Source organism: Marisediminitalea oceani, from assembly GCF_003731635.1.
GTDB classification, from domain to species: Bacteria; Pseudomonadota; Gammaproteobacteria; order Enterobacterales; family Alteromonadaceae; genus Alteromonas; species Alteromonas oceani.
In genome coordinates, this window is record NZ_RCUA01000009.1 from 1 (window position 1) to 15,507 (window position 15,507).

Annotated in this window: 15 protein-coding genes and 1 rRNA gene; 6 read left to right on the forward strand and 10 right to left on the reverse strand. The window is 48.8% G+C overall.

Annotation, left to right across the window (positions count from 1 at the left end):
- Window positions 1-1,441 (reverse strand): 16S ribosomal RNA (locus D9T21_RS02320); the annotation flags it as partial.
- Between the two features lie 508 nt (window positions 1,442-1,949).
- On the reverse strand, window positions 1,950-2,993 hold the full coding sequence (locus D9T21_RS02325; RefSeq protein WP_123323552.1) for a UDP-N-acetylglucosamine 2-epimerase: 1,044 nt from the start codon (window positions 2,991-2,993) through the stop codon (window positions 1,950-1,952).
- Window positions 2,994-3,177: 184 nt separating this feature from the next.
- Here D9T21_RS02325 and D9T21_RS02330 point away from each other — a divergent pair, with 184 nt between their 5' ends.
- Entirely contained in the window at window positions 3,178-3,720 is a 543-nt protein-coding gene (locus D9T21_RS02330; protein ID WP_123323553.1) for a gamma carbonic anhydrase family protein, read from the forward strand.
- Window positions 3,721-3,723: 3 nt separating this feature from the next.
- On the opposite strand, the gene aroE is transcribed toward D9T21_RS02330, so the two are convergent.
- Complete coding sequence (gene aroE, locus D9T21_RS02335; protein ID WP_123323554.1) at window positions 3,724-4,539, reverse strand: shikimate dehydrogenase; 816 nt, start codon at window positions 4,537-4,539, stop codon at window positions 3,724-3,726.
- Here aroE and D9T21_RS02340 point away from each other — a divergent pair.
- A complete protein-coding gene (locus D9T21_RS02340) occupies window positions 4,538-4,984 on the forward strand; it encodes a group II truncated hemoglobin (RefSeq protein WP_105935462.1) in 447 nt (148 codons plus the stop codon). The two genes, aroE and D9T21_RS02340, sit on opposite strands and share 2 nt — an antisense overlap.
- A 71-nt stretch (window positions 4,985-5,055) precedes the next feature.
- Here D9T21_RS02340 and D9T21_RS02345 read toward each other — a convergent pair whose 3' ends face one another.
- The 7 genes from D9T21_RS02345 to D9T21_RS02375 form a co-directional block, all read right to left on the reverse strand.
- Entirely contained in the window at window positions 5,056-5,739 is a 684-nt protein-coding gene (locus D9T21_RS02345) for an OmpW/AlkL family protein (RefSeq protein ID WP_123323572.1), read from the reverse strand.
- A gap of 151 nt (window positions 5,740-5,890) precedes the next feature.
- Window positions 5,891-6,814 carry an oxygen-dependent coproporphyrinogen oxidase gene (gene hemF, locus D9T21_RS02350; protein WP_105935461.1) on the reverse strand — a complete coding sequence of 308 codons (924 nt, stop codon included), beginning with the start codon at window positions 6,812-6,814 and terminating at the stop codon, window positions 5,891-5,893.
- Window positions 6,815-6,816: 2 nt separating this feature from the next.
- Window positions 6,817-7,380, reverse strand: coding sequence for an L-threonylcarbamoyladenylate synthase type 1 TsaC (gene tsaC / locus D9T21_RS02355; protein WP_123323555.1), 564 nt, complete (start codon window positions 7,378-7,380; stop codon window positions 6,817-6,819).
- A 10-nt stretch (window positions 7,381-7,390) separates the two neighbouring features.
- Window positions 7,391-7,957, reverse strand: a complete 567-nt coding sequence (locus tag D9T21_RS02360; protein WP_123323556.1) for a DNA topoisomerase family protein — start codon at window positions 7,955-7,957, stop codon at window positions 7,391-7,393.
- A gap of 26 nt (window positions 7,958-7,983) precedes the next feature.
- Window positions 7,984-8,460: a DUF494 family protein gene (locus D9T21_RS02365; protein ID WP_105935458.1), complete on the reverse strand. Its 477-nt coding sequence runs from the start codon at window positions 8,458-8,460 to the stop codon at window positions 7,984-7,986.
- 277 nt (window positions 8,461-8,737) lie between these two features.
- Complete coding sequence (dprA, locus tag D9T21_RS02370) at window positions 8,738-9,847, reverse strand: DNA-processing protein DprA (RefSeq protein WP_123323557.1); 1,110 nt, start codon at window positions 9,845-9,847, stop codon at window positions 8,738-8,740.
- Between the two features lie 44 nt (window positions 9,848-9,891).
- On the reverse strand, window positions 9,892-10,968 hold the full coding sequence (locus D9T21_RS02375; protein WP_123323558.1) for a LysM peptidoglycan-binding domain-containing protein: 1,077 nt from the start codon (window positions 10,966-10,968) through the stop codon (window positions 9,892-9,894).
- Window positions 10,969-11,170: 202 nt separating this feature from the next.
- Between D9T21_RS02375 and def the strand changes: the two genes are divergently transcribed.
- Genes def through trkA form a run of 4 tightly spaced genes read left to right on the forward strand, consistent with a single transcriptional unit; the run spans window position 11,171 to window position 15,369 of the window.
- On the forward strand, window positions 11,171-11,680 hold the full coding sequence (gene def, locus D9T21_RS02380) for a peptide deformylase (RefSeq protein WP_123323559.1): 510 nt from the start codon (window positions 11,171-11,173) through the stop codon (window positions 11,678-11,680).
- An 11-nt stretch (window positions 11,681-11,691) separates the two neighbouring features.
- Complete coding sequence (gene fmt, locus D9T21_RS02385) at window positions 11,692-12,657, forward strand: methionyl-tRNA formyltransferase (RefSeq protein ID WP_123323560.1); 966 nt, start codon at window positions 11,692-11,694, stop codon at window positions 12,655-12,657.
- Entirely contained in the window at window positions 12,654-13,958 is a 1,305-nt protein-coding gene (rsmB, locus tag D9T21_RS02390; RefSeq protein ID WP_123323561.1) for a 16S rRNA (cytosine(967)-C(5))-methyltransferase RsmB, read from the forward strand. Before fmt ends, rsmB begins: the two co-directional genes overlap by 4 nt.
- A 31-nt stretch (window positions 13,959-13,989) precedes the next feature.
- Window positions 13,990-15,369 carry a Trk system potassium transporter TrkA gene (gene trkA, locus D9T21_RS02395; protein WP_123323562.1) on the forward strand — a complete coding sequence of 460 codons (1,380 nt, stop codon included), beginning with the start codon at window positions 13,990-13,992 and terminating at the stop codon, window positions 15,367-15,369.
- Window positions 15,370-15,507 lie beyond the last annotated feature (138 nt).

Consider the following 15,507-nt stretch of genomic DNA (forward strand, 5'->3'; position numbering starts at 1 on the left):
AGGTTAGACTAACTACTTCTTTTGCATCCCACTCCCATGGTGTGACGGGCGGTGTGTACAAGGCCCGGGAACGTATTCACCGCAGTATGCTGACCTGCGATTACTAGCGATTCCGACTTCATGGAGTCGAGTTGCAGACTCCAATCCGGACTACGACATACTTTAAGGGGTCCGCTCCACATCACTGTCTCGCTTCCCTCTGTATATGCCATTGTAGCACGTGTGTAGCCCTACACGTAAGGGCCATGATGACTTGACGTCGTCCCCACCTTCCTCCGGTTTGTCACCGGCAGTCTCCTTAGAGTGCCCAACTAAATGCTGGCAACTAAGGACAAGGGTTGCGCTCGTTGCGGGACTTAACCCAACATCTCACGACACGAGCTGACGACAGCCATGCAGCACCTGTGTCAGAGTTCCCGAAGGCACCAATCCATCTCTGGAAAGTTCTCTGCATGTCAAGTGTAGGTAAGGTTCTTCGCGTTGCATCGAATTAAACCACATGCTCCACCGCTTGTGCGGGCCCCCGTCAATTCATTTGAGTTTTAACCTTGCGGCCGTACTCCCCAGGCGGTCTACTTAGCGCGTTAGCTTCGCTACTCACGAATTAAATTCACAAACAGCTAGTAGACAGCGTTTACGGTGTGGACTACCAGGGTATCTAATCCTGTTCGCTACCCACACTTTCGCACATGAGCGTCAGTCTTTGGCCAGGGAGCCGCCTTCGCCACTGATGTTCCTCCAGATATCTACGCATTTCACCGCTACACCTGGAATTCCACTCCCCTCTCCAAGACTCTAGTCTGCCAGTTCTAAATGACCATCCCAGGTTGAGCCCGGGGCTTTCACATCTAGCTTAACAAACCGCCTGCGTGCGCTTTACGCCCAGTAATTCCGATTAACGCTCGCACCCTCCGTATTACCGCGGCTGCTGGCACGGAGTTAGCCGGTGCTTCTTCTGTTGTTAACGTCACAGCTGGCAGGTATTAACTACCAACCTTTCCTCACAACTGAAAGTGCTTTACAACCCGAAGGCCTTCTTCACACACGCGGCATGGCTGCATCAGGGTTTCCCCCATTGTGCAATATTCCCCACTGCTGCCTCCCGTAGGAGTCTGGGCCGTGTCTCAGTCCCAGTGTGGCTGATCTTCCTCTCAGAACAGCTAGAGATCGTCGCCTTGGTAAGCCTTTACCTTACCAACTAGCTAATCTCACTTGGGCCTCTCTTCAGGTGCGAGCCGAAGCCCGCTTTGGTCCGTAGACGTTATGCGGTATTAGCAGTCGTTTCCAACTGTTATCCCCCTCCCGAAGGCAAGTTCCCAAGCATTACTCACCCGTCCGCCACTCGTCAGCGATTAGCAAGCTAATCCTGTTACCGTTCGACTTGCATGTGTTAGGCCTGCCGCCAGCGTTCAATCTGAGCCATGATCAAACTCTTCAATTAAATATCGAAATTTTGAATTGTCGTTGTTGACACTCTTAATGAGTGCCCACACAGATTGTCTTGTTATAAATTGTTAAAGAACAGTGCGAAGCTGTTGATATCGTTACGATAATTTTTGCTTTCGCTGCTTCAGGCTTTAATGCTTACCCCCGAAGCGGGATGCGTATATTACGCTCTTTGTTTTCAGTGTCAACAACTTTTTGAAATTTAATTTCTAAGGTTGTCACTCAAAACCGCTTCAACTTTGTTTGTTAAACCTCGTTGAAGCGAGGCGCGCATTCTACGCTGATGGCTTTCTGTGTCAATGCTTTTTTTGAATATTTTCAAACATCGCATTTGGCTGAAAGCCGCTTCCAATAAGGCCTTAGGCGATATTGCCGGGTTGGCGTTTTAGTGCGTTCCCCGTCGAAGTGGGGCGCATTATAGAGAGTTGGGCACGCAGGTCAACGGTTATTTTAAAAAAACTGTCATATTTGATTTGATCGGTTATTAATGCAGCGAAATCACCTTATTTCCAGTATCCGAGCTTCTTTCTTAACTGAAATTTACGCCATATTCCTGGCTTATGAGGTTTAAGCTTACCTTTATGGTTTAGTATAAAGTCATCGATAGCATCTAATACCCGTTCGCAGTTACGCCCGTCTCTGTATTTTTCATGATGCTTTACATATTCATTGATATTAGCCATTAACTCAGGCGGTCTGGCTAAAGCAGTATCCAAAGCTTGTTCTATTTGGTCAGTACTAGTGACATTAATTAGATGCGGGCCCGGATTAGTATTGCGGTAAGTCACCACAGGCTTGTCCTGCATCATAAACTCCAGAATGATTGACGAACTGTCACATAACAACACGCTTGCTTCATTGACACTTTCCAAATCAACATTGTGCAGGTATCTGACGTTTTCCAAAGATTCCGCTAAATGTTTATACCGTTCAACAATTTCGGAGCCATGTAACTTTGGATGAAAAGTTAGTACCCAATTCCAATCCCGCTCTTTAGCTAATCTTTTAATAGTCGAATACACAGCTTCAGACGAACTAATGCCTTTAGTAAACGTTGTGCCGTATAAAATAGTTGGCGGATTGGTTGCTGGTGGTTGTTTACCGTTAATATAGGTATCTACTTTACACCAACCGGTTTCATAAGCCTTAAAGCTGCCATGCTTTTGTTCCAGAAGCTTATAGGGTTCAGTACTACTTGGCCCCTGAGTACAAATTAGGTCGAACCAACCTCGGATACGAAAGTGCGAGTCTTCCTGATAGGTTTTTTCCCCTCTCTTACCAATAAAGTAACCATGAAAAACGCCAACTTTAATACCTGGGATAAAATGATAAATGTAATTACCAGGGGTAAGTGTGGCATCAGGATTATAGGCGACAAGCTCCTCAACCGTTGCCAGTCTTTTTTCATCCGGACGTAACAGATCTTCACATTCCGCTTCTAAATACCATGCAACTTCGCCCCCGCGCTTTTTAATCTCAGATTGGATTGGCCGTAATATAGAATAAGCGTAAGGTAATGCGGCAAATAGAACATAGCGCTTTGACATGAACTCTCCGTGATAATAACTATAGTTTGACACGATATTGTATCAGTATTCCTTTTTATAGAATTTCAATCTGACCACTTATCGATAAGAATGTTCGCAATAATCGTTGCCGTTCGAATGTTAGCGTAGTTAATGCTTATAATAGATACTCTACCCTACAACAAATCATCTCAAAGAGAACTACATGCAAAATACGATTAGCAGCTTTAAAGGAATAACACCTGATATTGGACAGGGAGTTTATGTGGCCGATTCAGCACGACTAGTTGGTGAGATATCAATTAGTGAAGACAGCAGCATCTGGCATATGGTCGCCGCACGGGGTGATGTCAACTATATAAAGATAGGCGCACGTAGCAATATACAGGACGGCACTATTCTTCACGTTACCCGTAAATCAGCCGGCAACCCCGATGGCAACCCGCTTATCATTGGTGATGATGTTACTGTTGGTCATAAATGTATGCTGCACGGTTGTACGCTGGGTAATCGTATTCTGGTAGGAATGGGCGCGATTGTAATGGACGGTGCCATCGTAGAGGATGATGTGTTTATTGGCGCCGGTACATTGGTACCGCCGAATAAACGCCTCGAAAGCGGTTATTTGTATGTGGGTAATCCTATGATACAGAAGCGGCCGTTAAAGGAGGCAGAAATAGCTTTCTTAAAACAGTCTGCCATTAACTATGTTGAGCTAAAAGACGACTACCTTGCTGAAGGTGCGTAACCCCTAACGGTTACGCAGGTATTCAATAACACTGGCCGTTGTCGGCTGTTTGCCGGTCCAGATATAAAACGCCGCAGCGGCTTGCTCCACCAGCATACCCAGGCCATCCAGTTGCTTAGCGGCACCCAGCTGCTCAGCATGGGCCATAAATACCGTTGCACCATTATCCTTTGAGTACACCATATCGTAAGCGAGCTGGCAGTTAGCCAGCACGGCATCGGGTACGGTGGGTAGCGTGCCGGATAAACTGGCAGAAGTAGAGTTAATCACTACATCGTAATCTGCCAACAGTTGTTTGTGGTTAACTGCTGTTACCTTTGGGTTGTTAGCATCTTCGGCAATGGCCTGAGCTTTCTCTATAGTTCGATTAAGAATGTGTAGGTTTTCAATGCCGGCATTTAGTAGCGGATGGACAACACCACGGGCAGCGCCCCCCGCGCCTAACAGCAACACCTTGTTACCTTGCAGATTTAAGCCGTTATTGGTGAGGTCTGCCACCAGCCCAATACCATCGGTATTGAAAGCACATAACTCGCCGTCTTCATTACGCATCAGCGTATTCGCTGCCCTGGCCATTACCACTGCATCATCTTTATGCTTTGCCATGGCGCAGGCTCTTTCTTTAAAAGGGACGGTAACGTTGCAACCTACCGCTTGTGGTGAGGCGAAAAAATTGTCGATAGTGGCTTCAAAGCCATCCAATGGGGCTTCTATTTTCTCGTAGCTGATATCCTCAGCACAGGATTTAGCAAACATTTGATGAATGGTTGGTGATAAACTCTGAGCAATTGGATTTCCAAAGACGGCAAACTTTTTCATGGGACTATTATCGAAACTGGGTATGGGAAAGAAAACTTCGGACAACAATACTGGTGTTACTACCCCCTATCAAGCAATAGGTGGAGAAAATACCGTCAGGCAACTGGCGAACCGGTTTTATGACATCATGGAAAATGACCCTGTGGCAGCGGAGCTTTTAGCCATTCACCCGCAACCACTGGATCGTATCCGTCATATCTTCTTTCTTTATCTTACCATGTGGCTGGGTGGTCCTAATCAATACGAACAGGAACGGGGCCATCCGCGGTTAAGGGCCAGGCACTTGCCCTATACCGTAACACCAAAACTCAAAGCCCAATGGATGTACTGCATGCGCAAGGCCATGTATGAATGTGTTAACGATATGAATATAGCCGATCAGTTGCTAAAGGCATTGGATCAGCTTGCCGATCACATGGTTAACCGTGAAGACGAAGCCGTATAAAAAAAAAGGCCCTTCAATGAAGGGCCAACAGGCAGTGCAAAAACACAAGGTGAAACTGATAAAACTAGTTTTTAGAACTTGTAACCCGCAGAGATGGTGAATACGTAAGGGTCGATATCCACGTCTACGCTGCCTTTTACGTCGGCAACGGTAAATTCTGCAGTGGTGTCGATTTTGATATAACGGGCAGAAGCATTGATTGACCAGTTGTCATCAACCTGGAAATCAAAGCCAACCTGAGCAGCTAAACCAAAAGAGTTGTCCAGATCAAGATCCGTAAAGGTTTGGTCTTCGCGGGCACCGGTAAATTCTTCGTCGAAGAAAATGGTGTAGTTAACACCCACGCCAACGTAAGGCGTAAAGGCGCTGTTAGTATCAAAGAAGTAAACCGCGCTAACTGTAGGTGGCAGGTGAGTAACTTCAGCCAGTTTGCCGTCGCCTAAACCCAGACCATTGTCTGCAGTATCAATAAGGGTTACGTCATGAGTAAATGGTGTGGCAGCCAGTACTTCAAGGCCCCAGTTAGAATCCAGCATGTAAACCAGGTTCAGGCCAAGCTGAGTGTTAGAATCGACCTCTACGCCCATTCCTACGTTGCCACCCAGGGCGTCTACATTAACGTTGCTTGAATCGTCGTTTGGTGAAACAGAAGTTAAACCTGCACGTACAATGATGTCGCCGGCTTCATAGGCAAATGCTGAAGGCGCAGATACTAGTGCGGCTAGAACTAGTGTAGCTAATGCTGATTTTTTCATTGTGTATTTTCTCATTCGTTTAAGTTGATGGAGGCTAATGTACGCCTCCTGACAAATAAAAATTTGATCTAAAACAAGTTTGAAAATACGTTTAAAAATCTGCGAATTAAGGTTGATCTACGTCAAAAGATACCGGCGCAAAGACTCGCTTTTACCATTGATGAGGAGTAAGCCAGTCCTGCAGTTTGGCTTCTGGTGACCCGGCAGGCGCGGCATAACCATACTCCCAGCGCGCCAGTGGCGGCATAGACATGAGGATAGACTCGGTACGTCCGCCGGTTTGTAAACCAAACAAAGTACCGCGGTCATATACCAGGTTAAACTCTACATAACGTCCACGCCGGTAAAGCTGAAACTGGCGCTCGCGCTCACCGTAAGTATTGTTCTTACGTTTTTCAATAATCGGCACATAGGCATCCAGATACCCATTGCCCACGGCCTGAATATAAGCAAAACACTGCTCAAAGTCCCATTGGTTGAGGTCATCAAAGAACAGCCCACCAACCCCACGGGTTTCGTTGCGATGTTTCAGATAGAAATACTCATCACACCACGCCTTGTGCTCGGCATAGACCGTTTCGCCGAATGGCTTACAAATTTTCTTCGCTGTGTTATGCCAGTGCTGCACATCTTCTTTAAAAGGGTAAAACGGGGTTAAATCGAAACCACCACCAAACCACCAGATTGGTGTCTCTCCCTCTTTCTCGGCGATAAAGAAACGCACATTGGCGTGCGAGGTAGGAATATAAGGATTATGGGGGTGGATCACTAATGACACGCCCATGGCCTGAAAGCTACGCCCAGCCAGTTCAGGGCGCGAAGCCGTTGCTGAGGCAGGCATTTGGGTACCATGCACGTGAGAAAAGTTTACCCCACCCTGCTCTATTACCGCGCCATTCTTAATCACCCGTGAGCGACCACCGCCCCCTTCTTCCCGTTCCCAGGCATCTTCTACAAAGTGGCCCTTGCCATCGGCAAGTTCCAGGGTGTGACAGATATTGTCCTGCAAAGCCAGTAAAAACGCTTTAACCGACTCAATCGCCTGAGGCGTATCCTTTAAGGGGGTAATACTCATGTTTAATTCCGAATGGTGGTACCGGTTAAGGCATCTTTAATAGTTGAGGGTTGAGCGGCTCCGCCTACCGAACCTGCCACATAGTGAACACTGTTAGCAAAATAACTGCGGGCTTCTTCTGTGGTTCTGGCTGGTTCCTGCCCGGTCAGGTTAGCGCTGGTTGACACGATAGGACGACCGAGTTTGTTACACAACTCCCGTGCTCCTTCGTGAGCGGTCACCCTAACAGCAATAGCATTGTGCTCGCCGGTCAGCCATGTTGGCGCCGTAGCAGACTTAGGTAATAACCAGGTTACCGGGCCGGGCCAACAAGAAAAAATACTGAATCTTTTATCCTGGGGAATGGCATTATCATCTACATAAGGCAGCAGCTGGGAATAATTAGCAGCGAGCAGAATAAGGCCTTTTTCTACCGGGCGCTGTTTTAGCGCCAGCAACGACATAACAGCCGCCTCGTTATCGGGGTCACAACCAATGCCCATCACCGCTTCTGTGGGATATACCATGAGCTGGCCACTTTCAAACGCTGCTACATCAGCATCCTGATGAACTGATTCAACGCTCATTTGTTACCTCTTATTCTGCTTCTTGTTCGCTTTGTGCTTCTTTATAGCCACATAATGGCTGCGGGCACACTAAACGGCCCTTCTTTTCGACCAGTATAGCCCATCCGCAATCCGGACAGGACTTCTCAACCGGCGCGAAATTTACCACATAACGGCACTCAGGATAACGATTACAGGCAAAAAAGCGCTTACCGTATTTATTGGTGCGATCGAGCAGATGTCCTTTATGGCATTTAGGGCAGGTAACAGAGGTATCGGTTTGCGGTTTGGCATTTTCGATATGATGACAGGCCGGAAAATTAGTACAGCCGATAAACATACCGTACCGGCCTTTTTTGATCGCCATAGACGAGCCACATTCAGGGCAATGGCTGTCTTCTATCACTTTTAATGTGGTGGTTTGATTATCGTGTAAAGGCTTGGCGTAGTGGCAATCAGGATAGCCACTACAGCCGATAAACGGGCCTGACTTGCTGTTTCTGATGCGCAGCTCTTTCCCACAGTCCGGGCAAGGCCCGTACTGATGTTCTAAAGCGTGCTCATGCGCTTCGAACAGTGAATGATCAATCTTCGACACAGCCCTACACTTCGTAATCTATAAGATTAGTGCAGTATACCGTCATGCTCTTCGAATAACAGATCTTCCATCTGCGCGTAGGCATTTTCTTTGCCCGGCACATTAAACAACACCATCAGGACTACCCACTTAAGGTCTTCTAAACAGAATTCCGGCGAATCGATCTCCATGACTCTGTCGATGACCATTTCCCGTGTGGAAGCATCCAATACGCCAACCTGCTCAAGGAACAATAAGAAACCCTGACATTCAACATCCAGGCGCATTTGTTCCTGCTGCGTATAAATACGGCTCAGGCTGCTGGAGATGCCTTTACAGAAGTAGGGGTTAATATCAGTTTCTTGCAGCGCGGCGAGTTTTTCCAACCAGGCGAGCGCTTTGTATATCTCATCGTGATGAAATCCTGCGCGGACCAGCTCTTCGGTTAGTTCATCCTGATCGACGCGAATTTCGGTTTCACTATGGATGAAGTTTTCGAAGAGATACATGAGGATATCGAACATAGCATTTTCCCCCTCAATTTGAAGTAACCACTAAAAGGTGATTACCTAACCTCGCAAACTCTATTGTAGTGGTCTGGTCTTTTTTCAAGTCTCAAGACCAGTTTTGCGTACGGTGTCGATGCAAAAAAGCAAAGCATCTAAGTTCAACTTATCTAAAAATACGGATAATGCCAAGCTTTGGGTCGACTTTTTTTCGATTAAGTGAAGCATTACCCTGCAAGCGGTTGACTCTCAAACAAAATAAGGCTTGCCGCTAACTAGTCCGAAAGCTGAGACCTTAACTACCAACAGGCCCCATAGCTCGGGTATAACCACCGGGCACAGCCACTATCCGGCCCTGAAGCTCAAGTTCCACCAGCCTTGGCATTAAGCGATTAACTGACAGACCGGTTTTCTCAACCAGGTAGTCTATATTTATCGGCTCACCGGCAAATTCTTTTAGTAATGGTTCATCGTCGTCATCTTGCTGATGATTGCCACCTGCATCCTCTGAGTCTTTTACCACCCAACCCAACTCCTCGCAAATATCGCCGCTGCTGGTGACCAGCCTGGCGCCTTGCTGAATAAGGTAATGAGGTCCCTCGCTGAGTGGATTGTTTATGTTGCCGGGCGTAGCAAATACATCGATGCCCATGTCTGCGGCCAGATTAGCGGTAATCATGGAGCCACTTTTAATGCGGGCCTCAATTAACAGTACCCCGCTCGACAGCGCGGCAATTAAGCGGTTACGCCGTGGAAAATGGTATGGCTTAACCGTTTCCCACGGCGGAAACTCCGACACCAGACATCCACCGTGTTCAACCAGGCTCAAGGCCAGGGCCTGATGGCTGCGCGGGTAAATGCAGCCCAGCCCGCCGCCAAGAATGGCTACTGTGCGCCCTGAGGTAGGATAGGCGCCCTGATGAGCCGCGCCATCAATACCAAGCGCCAGACCGCTGGTAACCGTTATGCCTGCGTCGCCAAGCTCCTTTGCCAGGCTACGCGCTGTATTTAAACCGTTAATGGTTGCCTTGCGGCTTCCCACAATAGCCAGCTGCGGCGCTTTAAGCAACTTCGAATTGCCATGGCAATAGAGTATCAAAGGAGGCGAATCAAGCTGCTTTAAGCGCTCGGGGTAAGCTGCATCACTAATGGTGATAATCTGATTGAGCGGGTGCTGGCAGAGCCATTGTTCAATTGGTTCAACCTCATCGCCGGGACTATTGATAAGGGCAATTTCATCGGGCTTGAGGCCACACTGACTAAGCTCGCCAACTGGCAAACTAAATAGTTGCTCTATGGTTAACTTAAAGTGCTCCAGCAGTGCCAGCCAGAAGGCAGGTGAACGTTTTTTAATTAAACTCAGGCGCAGCCAGTGCTGACTAACTGATGATAATTGGTTTTGCATTAACACTCCCGTTCTCGGCACTGAGACGGGAGTGTCAGTACCGGTTATGGCTGGGCGACAATGTTGCCGGTTCGAACCATGTCACTGGCCCGGGTGATAATGCCGTAACTGGCATTCGTGAAGGTGCTGAAGATAATCAGCTCACCTACTTTTAAAGCGGGCTGATGAACCGTACTGCCATCATCGAAAACACTTACAACCACTTTGCTTTCGGTTGAATATTTTGGCTCGTCACCATCAATGATCACCGGCCCCTGCTGATAAATGCCCATTACAGTGCCCGGCTCAATCTCACCTTCACCCAGGTCGACAATGACTACATCGTATTTACCCAGCAGCTCGTACTGATGCAGGTTACCCACAATAAACGCACGCTGTGATTCATCCGCTGGTTGCAACGCCATGTCGCCGGCGGTTTTCGGCTCACCGTAGAGTAACTTGTCACCACGCTTGGCTTCTGAATTAGACCCGTCAATTTTTACCAGCCACTCGCCCTCGGCACGGTCTTCTACCATGCTTGCGTCGGCGATATGGTGAATTTGTACACCCAGCTCGTTGCCATCAAGGTCTTCAATTGTAGATTGCTTGCGGATCACGCGATACTGATCTCTGGCACGGCCGCTGCGACGACTCATTACCAGATCTTCGTTAACAAAACGAATGGAGGCATTCTTGTTGCCAAGTAAATGCGGCAGGATTTCGTACTTACCGGCATCGAGGATTTCATGATGCTGAAGGTAAGGTTCGATAACCGACCAGGGTAACAGGTTTATCGGCTCGCCCTGCTTCACCGTGCGGTTGGCATTGGGTGACAGCGTAACCTGCGTTTTTTGTCTGACAACATCGAGTACCGGTTCACCGTCGACAATGCGCAGAATGAGCACATCACCCGAATAAATAAGATGAGGGTTCAGAATTTGCGTATTGTTGCGCCACAGTTCCGGCCACAACCAGGGTTTATCCAGAAAGATACCGGCGATATCCCACAGGGTATCGTTCTTCTTAACCGTATAACGGGTTGGCGCATCGGGTTTGACCTCCAGTGCCAGCGCACAACTCGCACCGACCCAAAGCATCAGCCCAGCCAGTATGGCCGCCCATTTTTTTGCAATTTTTAACATTATATCCCCTCGCCAGTAACGTCTCGCAGCCAGCCCTATGCTTGTATTATTAGATCACAATCCCCAATAATTCAGTATAGAAGCGATTAATACTGCATGAAAACGTGCTTTAAGCTAGAATACTGCCTGTTTAGGCAGGATAAATAGCATCATCGGCCTTAGCGTATAATTCTTAATACAGAAAGAGTGTAAATATCGACAGATGGCAATATTAGACGTATTACAATTCCCCGACGAGCGCCTTCGTACAGTGGCTAAGCCCATTGATGAAGTCAACAGCGAAATTAAACAACTCGTCGCCGACATGTTTGAAACCATGCGCGAAGAAAAAGGCATTGGCCTGGCTGCGACGCAGGTTAACAGACACGTGCGCCTGGTAGTCATGGACGTCTCCGAAGAGCAGAACGAACCGCGGGTATTTATTAATCCCGAAATCGTTAACAAAGAAGGCTCAACCATCAGTGAAGAAGGCTGTTTGTCGGTACCGGGTAACTACGCCAAGGTAGATCGTGCCGAAAAAGTCACGGTAAAAGCCCTTGATGGCGAAGGCGAACCCTACGAGCTGGAAGCAGATGGCCTGCTGGCGATTTGTATTCAACACGAACTGGATCATCTGGATGGTAAGTTATTTGTAGATTACTTATCGCCCCTTAAGCGCCAGCGTATTCGCAAGAAACTCGAAAAAGAAGCCCGTCTGGCCGCTAAAGCCTGAGAGAAAGCCCTGTGACCAAGCCACTGAATATTGTTTTTGCCGGTACGCCGGACTTTGCGGCTACCCATTTAACTGGCTTGCTCAACAGCCAGCATAATGTGATAGCGGTATACACCCAACCAGATCGGCCCGCCGGACGTGGCAAGAAGCTTACCCCCAGCGCCACCAAACAGGTGGCCGAGGCGCACAATATCCCGGTATACCAACCGGCTTCCTTAAAAAACGAAGAAGCCCAACAAGAACTCGCCGCACTTAAGCCGGATATTATGGTAGTAGTCGCCTACGGTTTACTGTTGCCCAAGGCGGTTCTGGATATACCGGCGCGGGGCTGTATTAACGTACATGGCTCTATCTTGCCACGCTGGCGTGGTGCAGCGCCTATTCAGCGCAGCATCTGGGCTGGTGATAAAGAAACCGGCGTCACCATTATGCAAATGGATGAAGGGCTGGATACCGGCGCTATGTTACATATCGCCAGATTACCAATTACCGATTCTGATACCAGCGCTACGCTGTATTCCAAACTGGCAGACATTGGCCCACAGGCCCTGGTTGACGTACTGGATGATTTTGACTCGCTGAATGCTGAACCGCAACAGGAAGACAGCGCTACCTACGCTAAGAAGCTCAGTAAAGAAGAAGCGTTTCTTAACTGGCAGGAGCCGGCCGAACAATTAAGCCGCAACGTAAGGGCATTCAACCCCTGGCCGGTTTGCTGGAGCCAGGTTAACGGTAAGAATATTAAAGTCTGGCAGGCGTCTGTTAGCGAATATGCCGTCGCCAGTAAAGCTCCCGGCACCATTCTGGCTGCTGATAAATCAGGAATAGTGGTAGCCACCAGCGATAAAGCGCTGTGTATAGAGCAATTGCAGTTGCCGGGTAAAAAGCCCATGGCCATTCAGGACGTACTCAATGGTTATCAGGAATGGTTTGCGGTAGGCAGCGTGTTGCCCTGTGAGCCTGAGCAATCACAATGAAACTGCCGGCTAAAGTCGACCTTCGCGCCGATACCGCCTGGGTTATCTTTCAGGTACTGGAACAGGGAAAATCCTCCCGCGAAGCCTTAGCCATAGCTCAGGCCAGACACAGTAAAAAAGATGCCGCCTGGCTACAGGAAATGGCAATGGGTGTCTTCCGCCACCTGCCACAATTACAGATATGGCTTCGGGAACTGCTCGAGCAGCCCCTTAAGGGCAGTAAGAAGATCCTCGAACATGTAATTTTGCTGGGTTTTTATCAGCAGGCTTTTAGCCGCGTGTCTGACCATGCGGCCGTTGCGGCAACGGTTAACGCCGCGGAAGTGCTCGGTGGTAAAGGGCTTAAAGGACTTATTAACGCCATACTGCGAAACTTCCAGCGTCAGCAGCTGGCCGAACAGGTTAGCGACAACCCCATTATTCAGTCTGGTTTGCCTAAGTGGCTCTACAAACGCCTTGCGAATGCTTATCCGCAGGAGCTGGAAAGCTTGTTGAGTGGTATGAATCAGCCTGCGCCTATCTGGCTCAGAGTAAACCAGCAGCAATGTACGCAACCAGACTACTGTAATGCCTTAGCAGAAGCCGATATTCGCTTTGCACTCTCTGAGGCACATCCGCATGCCGTGATCCTGCTCGACCGAACGCCAATAACCACTCTGCCCGGCTTTGCCGAAGGCTGGTTCAGCGTACAGGACGGTGCAGCGCAACTGGCAGCGCCGCTACTTGATGCACAGCCAGGCGAACGTATTCTGGATTGTTGTGCAGCCCCCGGTGGTAAGAGTGCACATATTCTGGAACGCACCTCGGGGCTGGCGGAGCTGATTGCTCTGGACAGCGAAGCATCCCGTCTTACACGGATGAGCGAAAATTTACAGCGTCTGCAATTACACGCGAACTTAGTTTGCGCCGATGCAGCAGAGGTGGATGGCTGGTGGGACGGCAAACCCTTCGACCGCATTCTGTTAGATGCGCCCTGCTCTGCAACGGGCGTTATTCGCCGGCACCCGGACATACGCTGGCTACGCAAGTCAGCCGATATTGAGGTGCTGCAAGCGCTTCAGTATAAGATTCTGAGCAACCTGTGGCGTACGCTCAAATCCGGCGGCACGTTGGTTTACGCAACCTGCTCTGTACTGCCGGTTGAAAACAAAGCGCAGATTAGCCGCTTCCTGCAAGAGCACAGCGATGCGCAGTTACTACCAATCCAACCGGGGGAAACCATCGAGCAGCCGGGGCGGCAAATTTTGCCCGGCGAGCAACAAATGGATGGTTTCTATTATGCGAGGCTGCTAAAGTCTTAATAACCAAGATTAAAAATACCTTACAACGACGATGAAAATTATCATCCTTGGCGCAGGACAGGTTGGCGGCACACTGGCTGAAAACCTAGTAGGCGAAAAAAACGAAATCACGGTGATCGATTCCGATCCCGTTATCCTGCGTGCCTTGCAGGACCGCCTCGATCTGCAGGTTGTAACCGGTGTTGGTTCCCACCCTGATGTACTGCGTAAAGCAGGTGCCGAAGATGCCGACATGCTGATTGCTGTGACCAACAGTGACGAAAGTAACATGCTGGCCTGTCAGGTGGCTTACAGTCTGTTTAAAACCCCAACCAAAATAGCCCGGGTCCGCTCCGAGCAATACATCATTTACCAGGAACAACTGTACAAGCAGCAGGACATTCCGGTTGATCATATTATTGCCCCGGAACAGCTGGTAACACAGGCCATTAAGCGCCTGATTGATTACCCCGGCGCTCTGCAGGTAGTGGAATTTGCTGAAGGCAAAGCCAGCCTGGTAGCGGTAAAAGCCTATTACGGCGGTTTGCTGGTAGGCCATGCCCTATCTGCTCTAAAAGAACATATGCCCAATGTGGAAACCCGGGTGGCGGCCATTTACCGCCGCGGCAAACCTATCCGGCCGCTGGGTACCACCGTTATAGAAGCCGATGATGAAGTGTTTTTTATTGCCGCCACCAAGCACATTCGTGCCGTAATGAGCGAGCTGCAAAAACTGGAGTCGAGCTATAAACGCATCATGATTGCCGGTGGTGGCTTAATTGGTGCTGGTCTGGCTAAGCGCCTGGAGCACAATCACAACGTTAAGCTCATCGAGTACAGCCCGGAACGAGCGCAGTATTTATCTGCCCATCTGGATAAAACCATTGTGTTCAGCGGCGATGCCTCCGACTCTACACTGTTGAGTGAAGAAGGCGTAGAACAGGTTGATGCGTTTATTGCCGTCACCAACGACGATGAAGCAAATATTATGTCGGCCATGCTGGCTAAACGGATGGGCGCGCAAAAAGCCATGGTGCTGATCCAACGCAGCGCCTATGTGGATCTGGTGCAGGGCGGCGAAATCGATATCGCCTTCTCCCCTCAGCAAGCCACCATCTCAGCTTTGCTTACTCATGTTCGCCGCGGGGATATAGTTAATGTGTACTCACTTCGCCGTGGTGCCGCAGAAGCTATAGAAGCCATCGCCCATGGTGATAAAAATACGTCGAAAGTGGTAGGCCGTGAAATCGGCGATATAAAATTACCTCCCGGCACCACTATTGGTGCTATTGTGCGTGAGGAGCAGGTTATCATTGCGCACAGCGATACCGTGATAGAAGCCAACGACCACGTCATTTTGTTTTTGGTTGATAAAAAATATATCAATGATGTGGAGCGTTTGTTCCAGCCGAGCGCATTCTTTTTTGGCTAAATATCGTCCAGTTTGCTTGCAATACACTACTAAACTGATAGATTTTACAGTGTTGTGATGTTATTCAGGATGTTTAATCTTCGCTAAGGAGTATGGCGAATTACAACGGTTTTCCTCGTTTATACAACACCGTTGCCG

Excerpts from the sequence above, each read along its gene's own strand:
- D9T21_RS02325 (WP_123323552.1), bottom strand. The coding sequence starts at position 2,993 with ATGTCAAAGCGCTATGTTCTATTTGCCGCATTACCTTACGCTTATTCT.
- D9T21_RS02330 (WP_123323553.1), top strand. The coding sequence starts at position 3,178 with ATGCAAAATACGATTAGCAGCTTTAAAGGAATAACACCTGATATTGGA.
- D9T21_RS02340 (WP_105935462.1), top strand. The coding sequence starts at position 4,538 with ATGGGACTATTATCGAAACTGGGTATGGGAAAGAAAACTTCGGACAAC.
- aroE (WP_123323554.1), bottom strand. The coding sequence starts at position 4,539 with ATGAAAAAGTTTGCCGTCTTTGGAAATCCAATTGCTCAGAGTTTATCA.
- D9T21_RS02345 (WP_123323572.1), bottom strand. The coding sequence starts at position 5,739 with ATGAAAAAATCAGCATTAGCTACACTAGTTCTAGCCGCACTAGTATCT.
- hemF (WP_105935461.1), bottom strand. The coding sequence starts at position 6,814 with ATGAGTATTACCCCCTTAAAGGATACGCCTCAGGCGATTGAGTCGGTT.
- tsaC (WP_123323555.1), bottom strand. The coding sequence starts at position 7,380 with ATGAGCGTTGAATCAGTTCATCAGGATGCTGATGTAGCAGCGTTTGAA.
- D9T21_RS02365 (WP_105935458.1), bottom strand. The coding sequence starts at position 8,460 with ATGTTCGATATCCTCATGTATCTCTTCGAAAACTTCATCCATAGTGAA.
- dprA (WP_123323557.1), bottom strand. The coding sequence starts at position 9,847 with ATGCAAAACCAATTATCATCAGTTAGTCAGCACTGGCTGCGCCTGAGT.
- D9T21_RS02375 (WP_123323558.1), bottom strand. The coding sequence starts at position 10,968 with ATGTTAAAAATTGCAAAAAAATGGGCGGCCATACTGGCTGGGCTGATG.
- def (WP_123323559.1), top strand. The coding sequence starts at position 11,171 with ATGGCAATATTAGACGTATTACAATTCCCCGACGAGCGCCTTCGTACA.
- rsmB (WP_123323561.1), top strand. The coding sequence starts at position 12,654 with ATGAAACTGCCGGCTAAAGTCGACCTTCGCGCCGATACCGCCTGGGTT.
- trkA (WP_123323562.1), top strand. The coding sequence starts at position 13,990 with ATGAAAATTATCATCCTTGGCGCAGGACAGGTTGGCGGCACACTGGCT.